Raw genomic sequence first — 10,814 nt, 5'->3', positions numbered from 1 at the left:
CGCATCGACGGCATCCGCCACCCCCACCGACTCGATCAGCAACGAGTCGAGACTCCCGCCACAGCCGCAATCTCATGCCTGACCAGCGGAATCCGCACACGGCATTCGGAAAGAGAACGGCCTCTAAGGGTGTGAGAACAAGTACCAGTGGTCCGATTCCAGATCCGCACTGAACCATCAAGACCGCTGTCGACAGTGACGAACCATGTGCTGTCCGCGGCAAAAGCCAGTGAACTTACCTCTCGCGGATGAGCGGCCAGTGTCCGGTGCAGTGCAGGGCTGGGCAGGTCCGGGAGGGGCCAATGGTTGGCAAGACAGGGACGCGCGGTGGGGTCCTGACGCCTAGCAGCGATTTGGGCGCGCCACTGAGGGTGGGTGTCGAGTCGGTTATGCAGAACACCGATGAGGGCGCCAGGAGGGTCGGTGGGGGTGAGAAGGTGAGCGGTTTGGGCCAGACTGCGGGCCAATGAGAGGCGACGGCGAGCGAGCCCGGATGAGCGGCGGGTAGGGAGAACTTCTATTCGTGCCAAGTCGTTCCAGGGCGCGCTGGGACCACGTTGCGTGAGTCGGGCTTCGACCCAGCGCACATCACTTGCCACGGCTTCGGCCAGCAGGGCGCGGTCCGCGGCAATGAGGTGATCGACAAGGTGGTCGAGGAGGTAATCGTGGTTGAGCTGCCACCACGCACGCTGAGTATGGGCAACGGTTCCGGCCAGAGGCCGCGCCTCTGGGAGAGTAGCGGCGACGGAGTCGATGAGGACTCTGTTGAGACGGACGAGGCCAGTCGTGCCGAGCGTGCCACGCAGGTAGTCACGAATGACGTCATGAAGGCTGATCTGGCCGGCGTGTCGGGTGTCGAGCGTGAGCAGGGATAGGCGCTGCAGACTACGGCATAACGCTCGCGTTTCCTCCTCTGCCATGCCGCTGACGGCATGCCACAACATGGCGACGACAGAGATCGGGACGGATTCGTCCTCCGCGAAGACACCGAGTTCGGCGAAGCGGTCGGCACCGTCGGACGGCAGGAGGGTTACGGCGGCTTCTATGGATGCGGTGACTGCTTGACTGCGCAGCCGAGGATCGTCCAAGTTCCAGGAAGCCGAAGGCGCGTCTATGGTAGCCGGACCGTGGGTCCGCAATCGGAGGAGAATGTGCTCAGCCGTGGCTGCCGGGTTGGCGCCGGAGGCCACCTGCTCGGCGATCAGACGGTTCGTGAGACGCAGCAACAGGGCCCAACGGCCAGTTGCTCGCAGAAGCCCTTGGGTTACGTCCTCGGGCAGCGGCGGTAGCTGCCATGTCAGCATTGCGCCGGCCTGCTCAGAAGACATTTGGTCGACCTGGATCCGTCGAGCATCGGCAGGAAGGAGCTCCGGGTTGCGGGTCGTCACCAACCGTACGCAGCGCTTGCCGCCCCGTAGAAACGGAGCGAGCTGCTCTCTATCCCAGACATCATCAAGGATCAGGAGCGTTCGGGGCCGCTGGTCCAGAAGGCGCCCCAAGTGGGAGCCGGCCAGGTCAGGATCGGGGAACTCTGATGCGTCACCCGTGATGAAACGAGTAACTTCCGCGACTTTGGCGGCCATGGCTGTTCGACCGCGTACATCACGGCCGATGGTTACGGTGTAGACCCGCGAACGGAACCGACGCCGCACCCGCGGATGCGCACCTACTGCCACCGCCAGTGTGGTCTTTCCGAAGCCACCCGCGCCCCACAGTGACGTGGTGATCCCCACCGCGCGACGCCCGCGGCACACTGCCACAACCGCAGCCCGCGTCTGTGCCCGGTCGACGAACCAACTCGGCACCGCGTCTGGTGGCGGAGGCGGCGGGTCTCCATGGACCGTCGGCATCCGCTCCTGCACCCACACGCCGATTGCGGCCTCAAGGCTGCCAGCATTCCCAGCCCGGCCAGCCACGGCCAGGGATCCTGACGAAGTCGGTCGAACTCTCCCGGCCAGCTGTCGTCCGAAGTGGCGGCATTCCCCGTCAACGCGAGCAACACTGTAAGCGCCGCCGCCCCCACGGCAAGCGATACCAGCGCGACCCCCCGGCCTTGCATCCCCACCTCCGTAACAGTGGCGCCCCTGGAAACTACACGCAAGTCCGTCAGCTCATCAGCTCGCCACCACGAAGCACCTTCCCGCTGACCGATTCCTCTCCCTCTGATGCAGCGCGGCCCGACGAGGACAATCGTTTCGTCAAGCCGGGCGGCTTTGTCCTGAGTGGCCCCTTCGCAGGCCGTGGCGTCGGCTGCATCGAGCCTTCCGCCGCAGTCGTCCCGGATTCGCGGCAGACGGGGGGGGCACGGTCCGTGGATATCGTCGCGGACTCAGTCAGAGCACATGACGACCGTTGTAGGAGGGAGCCGCCGCAGCGGTCGGCACTGAGATCGCGCAGACGGTCACGGGTCCCGTCCGGGGGAGGCTCGCCGGCAGCGAGGAAGGAAGGCCTGCGCTGAGTGCCTTGGAGGAGCGCCGCGCGGACCCGAGACCGTGTCGGCTCTCGCGGAGAAACCGCGCCGCGATATCGAGGCCGACCCGGATTCTGCAGCCCGGCTCGGAGCCGCGTTCGCGGACACCGCACAGTTCGTCCGCTCACCGCGGGTCTCCCACAGCATCCAGACGCCAACCACATCCAGGCGTTAAGCCTGCGGAAGACCGAAATCGAGGCGGAGAACGCCGGCCCCAGCACAGCTCTCCACCTCAACGGCACCGCGGTCTCCCTCGCTGTCCCGCCGTGATCGCAGTCATCGAGGGGCGATTACCTCGCCTTCAGTTGCTCAGGAGGCGGCTTACCCAGTTGTCGCGGGCCGCAGAGGCGGCCTGTGAAATGGCGGCGTGGGGGGCGAAACCCACGAAACCGTGGAATCCTCCTGACCACACGTGGAGTTCGGCGGAGCCGCCTGCTTCCCAGATGCGGGAGGCGTAGGCGACGTCCTCGTCGCGGAAGACTTCGGCGGACCCGCAGTCGATGTAGGCAGGCGGGAGACCGGTCAGGTCGGTCGCTCGGGCCGGTGCGGCGTAGACGGACACGTCGTCGGTGCCTCGCCGCTCGCCCAGAAGGAATGTCCATCCCATGAGGTTGGTGCCGCGGTCCCAGACGCCGATGCCGTCGATCTGCCGGGATGAGACGGTTTCGTTGCGGTCGTCGAGCATCGGGCACATCAGCATCTGGCCGAGGAGCGGGGGAAGTCGCCGGTCGCGGGCGAGAAGGGTGGTGCCCGCCGCGAGGCCGCCGCCTGCGCTGCCGCCGGCGATGAGCAGGCGGCGGGGGTCGATGCCGAGGTCGGCGGCGTTGTCGAAGGTCCAGGTCAGCCCGGCGAAGCAGTCCTCGACCGGGTAGGGGTCGGGGAACTCCGGGGCGAGTCGGTACTCGACGGCCACGAGCACCGCGTCGTGCTCGAAGACGTACGGCAGGAACGTGTCGATCCCGCCGAAACGGTCACCCGTGATCATGCCGCCCCCGTGGATGACGTAGATGCCGGGGCCGGGCCCGGTGCGATGCGGGCGGGACAGCACGCTGACGGTGATCTCGCCACCCTCGTGACCGGGGATCGTGACGTCGCGGCGTTCGACGCCCGCCAGGACCTCCTCGATCGGCTTGGCGCTGGGCGCCTTGCCTTGCCGCATCGCCGGGAGCATCTCGGCGGTGAGGGTCGCCGGGATGGCCGACAGGGAAAGGGCAGCGGCCAGTTCCGGGTCGAACGGGGGCGCGGGAACGCCGGGAGTGTTGCCGGTCATGCGGTTCTCCTTCCACGGACACCACGCGGTGGCTCTGGCACAAGCCTGGACCGCGCCTGCCGGTGCCGGTAACCGCCGCGTGCGCGCCAAGAGGTGCCTTCGGGCGCCGTTCGGCGGGTGCGGCGTTCGGGACTTCAGCCGGTGGTCACGGCTCCCAGTTTCAGAGCGAGGGCGGCGACCTCGTAGCGTGCCCTTCCCCGGGCGGAGCGCGGGTCGTAGCCGAGGTGCGCGGTGAGCCACTCATGGCGTGCCTGGACGCTGGAGTGGTGCATGTGCAGCAGTGCGGCCGCCGAGCGGATGCTGTACGAAGCGACGATGCCCGCCAGGACCTGACTGGTGCGCGCGTCGAGCCGGGCCAGGGCGAGGACGTCGGGGTGCTCCGGCTGGGTCGTCAGCAAGGCGTCGGCGGCGGGCAGAAGCACACCGAGGTCACCGGCGTCGACGATGGGGGTGGTTTCGTCGGTGAGCTGGTAGGCCAGCCGGGCGCTGTGGACGGATTTCCACATCTCGTCGGCCCGTGCCGGGACCCCCACGCCCCGAGGGGCAGCCAGATCGGCGGCGATGCCCTCGGTCAGCACGGTGACGGACGCCCATCCGCTCGGTGTCGGTACCGCCGTCGCCGGTACACGCGAATCGGCGAACGCTGCCGGACCGACGACCGCGCGGACCAGGGCGGCTGGTCTCAGACCGAGACGCGCCAGTGCTTCCTCTCTTTCCTCGCGTGTGCGGGAGGCGTCGATGGCGACGTCCAGAGCGGCCCGGGACTGTGAGCCTTTGCGCAGGGCATACGCGACGGCGAGGGCGAACCGCTCCAGCACCATGGCGTCATTCGTATGCGCGGGCCCTTCCCGCTCGATCCATACCTCTCCGTCCTGCGTGCCAGCGGTGAGGCGGCCGGGCGGCAGTTCGCCGTCAGTGAGCCGGACACCCTGCGCATCCGCCCGCGCGAACCTTCCCCCAGCTCGCGCGCCCGCGACCGTCCCGGTCAGCGACGCTGCCGCCCGCACGGTGGCTTCGAGCCCGAGCCCTGCCGACATCAGCGCGTCGAAGTAGGTGACGACCTTGAGGGTTTGCGTGGCCTCGGGGTCGAGCGCGGTCAGTCGGCCGATCAGCTCCTGCACCTTGCGCACCTCGTCTCTGCTCTGGAACGCCTCCAAGGGGTCCGCGAAGCTTGCGAGGACGCCGCGACAGACGCGCCTACGGCGCTGACTACGAGCCTCGAGATTTCAGATGCCACGCAGGTGGTCTCCAAGTGGATCGACCATGCCATCACAAGGGTCTGCGCTTTCAACGACAGCCAGCGCCGTGTTGGCCGGCATGCGCGAGCAAGGGCTGTGGCTCCGCGCGACCTGGCGGTGATTGGAGTTGACGACATTCCCATCGCCTGGCAGCGCCGCCGCTCCCCACCCTACACTTCGACCTTCACGAGGCAGGGCGCCTTTGAGCCGAAGCCGCTATGGCCGGCCTCAGCGCGCTGGTGATCGAGCGATCCAGCACCTGACCCACCTCCCGGTCGCACCGTGGCCGTGCGGGTCAGTCCTTGCCCACGCCGTGCTGCTGGGCCCTCGACCCAGGACGGCGCACACCGCATGCGTGGGTTGCGCCGACTCCGTCTGCCTGGGCACCAGGCGTCGATGACCAGGGCTGGCTCTCTCTGTCAGAGGGAAGGGGAACCGGACTGCCCGGCCGCGGCCAGGAGCTGAGCGCGGGCATTGCGGCGCTTCTCCTGTTCCACCGGGTCGGCGACCGGGGAGGAGAGAACGAGCCGCTGGGTGTAGGGATGTTCGGGTCTGGAGGTGACTTGGTCGGCGGTGCCCGTCTCCACGAGTTCACCTTGGTGGAGCACGGCCACACGGTGGCTGATGTGGCGGACGACGGACAGGTCGTGGCTGATGAAGAGGTAGGCCACGCCGGTGCGGCGCTGGATGTCGATGAGCAGATCCATGACCCGCGCCTGGGTGGAGAGGTCGAGGGCGGAGACCGGTTCGTCGCACACGATGAGCTTCGGCTCCGGCGCCAGGGCGCGTGCGATCGCGACGCGTTGCCGCTGGCCGCCGCTGAACTCCCGCGGGAGCCGCTCTGAGGCATCGGACGGCAACCCCACCTGGTCCAGCAGCGCGCCGACCGTCCGGCGCGCGTCGGCGGACTTGGCCCCTCGGGCGACGAGCGGCTCGGTGAGGATGTCACCGATGGTCAGCGAAGGATTGAGCGAGGTGTAGGGGTCCTGGAAGACCACCTGGATGTCACGGGCCAGTAGGCGGCGCTCCTTGCGGTCGGCGTAGGTGATGTTCTGTCCGTTCCAGACGATGCGGCCGGCACTGGGCCGTGCCAGGCCGAGGATGGCTCGACCGATCGTGGTCTTTCCGGAGCCGGACTCGCCCACCAGTCCGAGCGCCTCACCCTCGGCCAGCGTCAGAGACACTCCATGCAGCACCTCTTTGGGGCGTACGCGCAGACCGCGGCCCCGGTAGGACAGGCGGAGATCCTCCACCTCAAGCAGGGACGCCGTCATCTTTCCTCCTGGGAGTGACCCTGGTCTCGGAGGCCGGCGGGTCGGAGCGTACCGCACCGCCGTCGAGAACAGCGTCCAGCAGCTTTGTCGTGTAGGGGTGTTCGGCAGCGTGGAAGATCTCCATGGCGGTGCCGGTCTCGACGACCTCGCCCTGCTTCATGACGGCTATGCGCCGGCAGCTGTCGGCGACGACTCCGAAGTTGTGGGTGACGAGCAGGACCGCCATGCCGAGCTCTTGCTGCAGATCACGCAGCAGGTCGAGTATCTCTGCCTGGATGGTGACGTCGAGCGCGGTGGTCGGCTCATCGGCGATCAGCAGTTTCGGGCGCGCTGCCACCGCGCCGGCGATCAGAACCCGTTGAGCCATGCCGCCGGAGATCTGATGCGGGTACGAGTCGTAGGTGCGCTGCGGGTCGGGGATGCCGACCCGCTTCAGCAGAGCCAGCGTCCGTTCCCGTGCCTCCTCGCGCGAGACGCTACTCGTTGCCCGCAGGCCCTCGTCCAACTGCGCTCCGATCGTGAACGACGGGTCCAGGTTGGACATGGGTTCCTGCGGCACATAGCCGATGGCCTTGCCACGGAGCCGGTGCATGGCCCCTTCGCCGGCGTCGAGCAGTTCACGTCCGTCCAGGCGGATGGAACCGCGAACGACCACGGCGTCCCGCGGAAGTACTCCGAGCACCGCGAAGGCCGTCTGCGTCTTTCCGGAGCCGGACTCGCCCACCAGCCCGAGAGTCTCGCCCGGGTTCAGACGGAGGTCCATCCCGCTGACGACTTCCTTCAGCTCACCCGACGGTGTCGGATAGGCGATGGTGAGGTCCTCGATGACCAGGAGCTCCGTACCGTTGCCGGTCGTCGCCTCAACGCTCTGCCGGGGCACCGGGGCCGCCGTGGACAGGGTTTTGGCGGAGGCGGGGGTCGCGCCCTCCAGGGTGTCGCGCAGGGCGTTGCCGAACAGGACGAGGCATATCGTCATGGCGCCGAGCGCGAGACTCGGCCAGAGGATCTGCAGGGGTTCGACGTAGAGGTTGTGGAAAGCCTCCGACACCATCGACCCGAAGCTCGGAACCGTGGCCGGTCCGACGCCCAGGAAGGCCAGGCCCGCCTGGATGCCGATGGACGAGCCGCACAGGAACGCCGTGATGATGATGACCGGGCCCCGGACGGCGAACAGAATGTGCCGGCGCAGAATGCGTGAATCCGACAGCCCCGAGACCCGGGCCGCATCGACGAACAGCTCCTTCTTCACCCCGAGGACGAGATTGCGCACGAGTCGGTAGACCCCCGGCGACAGGAGAACGCCGAATATCAGCATCGTCACCCGGAAGTCCCCCTTGGTCATCGGCATGAGCACGATGAGGAGCAGCAGTCCCGGGAAGGTCATCACCAGGCTGAACACCCATTCGGTGATGCCTTTGAGGCGGTCGTAGTAACCGCCGATCAGGCCCGCCGTCACGCCGATGACCAGCGCGACGCTCGCGCCGATCAGGGCCGACACGACACTGGTGTTGATGGAGCCCAGCAACAGGGCCCAGATGTCCCGACCGCTGTGGTCGCCGCCGAGCAGGTAGCCGGGTGTGCCGGGGGCCGCGTCGATGTGGTGGAGCGACGCCTCGTTGGGGCCCCGCTCGGTGAGCAGCGGGGCGAACAGGCCGAGTGCGACGATCACCAGCATCACACCGGCCGACGCCACGGCCTGGGGATCGCGAAGCAGTTTTCGCAAGGTCCCCCTGCGGGCCTGCGCCGGGGGTGCGGTGGGGAGTTCGGTGCTCACAAGACCCTCGCCTTCGGGTTGAGCCATCCGTTGAGGAGGTCGACAGCGAGGTTGACCACCACGACCAGAAGGACAGCGAACAGAGTGATGCCCATGATGATCGGCACATCACCCTGCAGTGACGCCTCGAAGGCGTAGCTGCCGAAACCAGGAATGGCGAACACCTGCTCGATGATCAATGCGCCCCCGAGCATCGCGATGAACTCGAACGACAGCACCGTCAGTGCGGGCCCGCCCGCGTTGCGAAGAGCGTGCCGCAGGACGATCGAACGCATCGGTATGCCGCGGGTACGCAGAGTTCTCACGTAATCCTTGCGCAGCTCGTCGATCATGGTGCCGCGGACCTGCGCGGTCAGCCCCGCGACGCTGGCGATCAGCAGAGCCAGCGTCGGAATGACGATGGACTTCATCCAGGCGACGGGGTCTTCCGACAGGGGCGTGAAGCCGGTGGCCGGCAGTAGTTCCAGTTGGATGGCGAGGACGTAGACGAGGGCGATGGCGAAGAGGAGGTTGGGGATCAGATGCCCGGTGAGGGACACGACCTGGACGATCCGGTCGACGCGCCCGCCGCGCCAGGCGGCCAGGACCCCGAGCGTGACGCTGAGGACGACCGACAGCAGCAGGGTGACGACCACGATCGACATCGTCACCGAGAGGCGCTGACTGACGGTGTGGCCGACAGTCTCGCCGGAGAAGAAGGAGCTGCCCAGGTCTCCACGCACGGCGTGGGACAGCCATTCGAGATACTGGACCAGCAACGGTCGGTCCATCCCCAACTCGGCCTTCGCCGTCCGGATCGATTCCGGAGTGGCGCCCATGCCGAGCCGGCTGCTCACGATGCCGTCGAAGGACGGAGCCAGTAGCAGGTAGGTGATGAGTGTGACCAGGAGCGCGAGTACCAGTCCGGAGAGCAAGCGGCGCGCTGCGTAGAAGAACATGCGTGTCCTTTGGTTCTTACAGCTCCGGGCGCCCCCGAGAACGCCCGGAGGCTGCTCAACTGGTTACGCCGAATTTCCTGATGTCGACCGAGGTCGAGGTGCCGTCGCTGAGATACGAGACCCCCTCGCCGGTGACCCAGGTGGTCCCGATGTGCACCACGGGCGCGAACCAGGCGTTCTCCACGAGGAATTCGTTGATCTTCTGATAGCTCTCGTCGGCCTTCGCCTGGTCAGTGGCCCTATTCGCCTCGTTGAACAAGGTGGTGAGCTCGGGGGCGGAGGACTTGAACGGGTTGGTCGTGGTGCCCGGCCTCGTATAGATGTTGGTATCCGCGGCGGGCGTACTGAATCCGTAGAGGACGAAGAACATCGGGTACTTGGCCGAGGCCAGCGTGCTGCCCTGTTGCTGGAGCGGCACGGATTCCCAGGCCACCTTGATGCCGATCGCCCCGAGGCTCTGCGCGATCAACGGTTCGAACGGCTTGGTGGTGACGAAGCTGGGCATCTTCACGGAGAAGCCGTTGGCGTAACCTGCCTCAGCCATAAGCTTCTTGGCCTTGGCCACGTCGAAGGGGTAACGGCTGTCCAGCGCCGTGTCGTATGCCCCACTCTTGGGGTTGTAGACCTGCGTGGAGGCGAGGCCCGCCCCCCTGAGGAAGGCCTTCGCCAGGTTGTTGCGATCGAAGGCCATGTTGATCGCCTGTCGCACGCGGACGTCGCCGAGCGGCTTGAGGGTCTTGCCCTCGCGGTCGGCGAGGACCAGGTTGGCCACGGACTGCGACTTGAGCTGCTTGATCGTCAGTCCCGCCGACCGCAGTACGTCGATCTGGGACGGGTCGACGGTGCCGGCGTTGATCTCTTTCGCGCGCAGCGCGTTGACGACCGCGGCCCGGTCGCCCATGACGTTCACCTGCACGGTCTGGAACGGGTACGCCTTGGCGTTCCAGTAGTCGTCGCGCTTCTTCAGGATGTAGCGCGAGCCGTTCACCGTCGCGCTCTTGTCCAGGGTGTACGGGCCGGAACCGACCGGATCGGTAGCCGACCGTTTCTGGGTCATCGTGGCGGGATCCGCGATCACCCCGCCGATGGCGGCGAGCTGCCACAGGAGGGAGCCGTCGGGCTGCTTGAGCTTGATGACGACGCTGAGTTCTTCAGGCGCCTCCACCGAGGCCACCACGTTGTTGAGGTCAGCCTGGTTGGGGCCCGGCTCCTCGAGGGTGCGCTCCAGAGTAGCCTTCACCGCACCCGCGTTGACAGGCGCTCCGGACGAGAAGGTCATTCCCTTGCGGAGGGTGAGAGTGAGGGTGAGCCGGTCCTCGGAGTACTCGTAGCGCTCGGCCGCGTTCGGCTGGACCTTCCCCCGGTTGTCGACGTAGAGCAGGGTGTCGTACAGCGACCGCCAGATATACGCGGACTGCCCGGCGTCGATCCGGTTCGGCTCCAGAGAGGGCGGGGTGCCCTGAATGGCGATGGAGAGCTTGGCCGTCTTCGAGGACTTGTCGGACTGCGCCCCGTCATCACTACAGGCTGCGGTCGTGAGCAGCACCGCCACGGTCGCGGCCGCGGTGAGGAACCGCAGCCGCCGTGGCGTGAACGAGATGGACATGTAACTCCCTTGGGCGAGTCGGAAACGACATGAGAGATGTACAGAGAGTCATTGACCCGCATTAGTAACGCGGGTTAGTACGGTAGGGCCGGCCCGAGGCGTGAACAAGACCCGGGTAGGTAACGGTGCCGTGATCTATGTGGTACACGCCGCCTCATCTCCGGCGGCCGACGCGGCGCGCGAATGGGGCCCGACGGATACGCCTTGGCGAGGTCTAGGAGGGGTTCTCTTTCAGGTAGTTGAC

Annotated in this window: 7 protein-coding genes; all 7 read right to left on the bottom strand. The window is 67.0% G+C overall.

Annotated features, from left to right (window positions below; translation table 11 throughout):
- Nucleotides 1–35 precede the first annotated feature (35 nt).
- A complete protein-coding gene (locus tag QC283_RS16505) occupies nucleotides 36–1,733 on the bottom strand; it encodes an NB-ARC domain-containing protein (RefSeq protein WP_279562263.1) in 1,698 nt (565 codons plus the stop codon).
- 1,038 nt (nucleotides 1,734–2,771) lie between these two features.
- Entirely contained in the window at nucleotides 2,772–3,740 is a 969-nt protein-coding gene (locus QC283_RS16500; RefSeq protein ID WP_279562262.1) for an alpha/beta hydrolase, read from the bottom strand.
- 134 nt (nucleotides 3,741–3,874) lie between these two features.
- The gene (locus QC283_RS16495; RefSeq protein WP_279562261.1) at nucleotides 3,875–4,861 is read right to left on the bottom strand and encodes a hypothetical protein; all 987 of its coding nucleotides are present in this window, start codon (nucleotides 4,859–4,861) and stop codon (nucleotides 3,875–3,877) included.
- A gap of 536 nt (nucleotides 4,862–5,397) precedes the next feature.
- The gene (locus QC283_RS16490) at nucleotides 5,398–6,252 is read right to left on the bottom strand and encodes an ATP-binding cassette domain-containing protein (RefSeq protein WP_279562260.1); all 855 of its coding nucleotides are present in this window, start codon (nucleotides 6,250–6,252) and stop codon (nucleotides 5,398–5,400) included.
- Nucleotides 6,233–8,026: a dipeptide/oligopeptide/nickel ABC transporter permease/ATP-binding protein gene (locus QC283_RS16485; RefSeq protein WP_279562259.1), complete on the bottom strand. Its 1,794-nt coding sequence runs from the start codon at nucleotides 8,024–8,026 to the stop codon at nucleotides 6,233–6,235. Before QC283_RS16485 ends, QC283_RS16490 begins: the two co-directional genes overlap by 20 nt.
- A complete protein-coding gene (locus QC283_RS16480) occupies nucleotides 8,023–8,964 on the bottom strand; it encodes an ABC transporter permease (RefSeq protein ID WP_279562258.1) in 942 nt (313 codons plus the stop codon). The genes QC283_RS16485 and QC283_RS16480 overlap by 4 nt, the downstream gene beginning before the upstream one ends.
- A gap of 55 nt (nucleotides 8,965–9,019) precedes the next feature.
- Nucleotides 9,020–10,570: an ABC transporter substrate-binding protein gene (locus tag QC283_RS16475; protein ID WP_279562257.1), complete on the bottom strand. Its 1,551-nt coding sequence runs from the start codon at nucleotides 10,568–10,570 to the stop codon at nucleotides 9,020–9,022.
- Nucleotides 10,571–10,814 lie beyond the last annotated feature (244 nt).

Origin of the sequence: Streptomyces sp. DH41, from assembly GCF_029813785.1 — a bacterium.
GTDB lineage: Bacteria > Actinomycetota > Actinomycetes > Streptomycetales > Streptomycetaceae > Streptomyces.
The sequence above is the reverse complement of the archived record's forward strand: the minus strand, read 5'-3'. Positions and strand labels throughout refer to the sequence as shown.

What these genes read in the sequence shown, in the direction of transcription:
- QC283_RS16500 (WP_279562262.1), bottom strand. Translation starts at nt 3,740, where the DNA reads ATGACCGGCAACACTCCCGGCGTTCCCGCGCCCCCGTTCGACCCGGAA.
- QC283_RS16475 (WP_279562257.1), bottom strand. Translation starts at nt 10,570, where the DNA reads ATGTCCATCTCGTTCACGCCACGGCGGCTGCGGTTCCTCACCGCGGCC.
- QC283_RS16480 (WP_279562258.1), bottom strand. Translation starts at nt 8,964, where the DNA reads ATGTTCTTCTACGCAGCGCGCCGCTTGCTCTCCGGACTGGTACTCGCG.
- QC283_RS16490 (WP_279562260.1), bottom strand. Translation starts at nt 6,252, where the DNA reads ATGACGGCGTCCCTGCTTGAGGTGGAGGATCTCCGCCTGTCCTACCGG.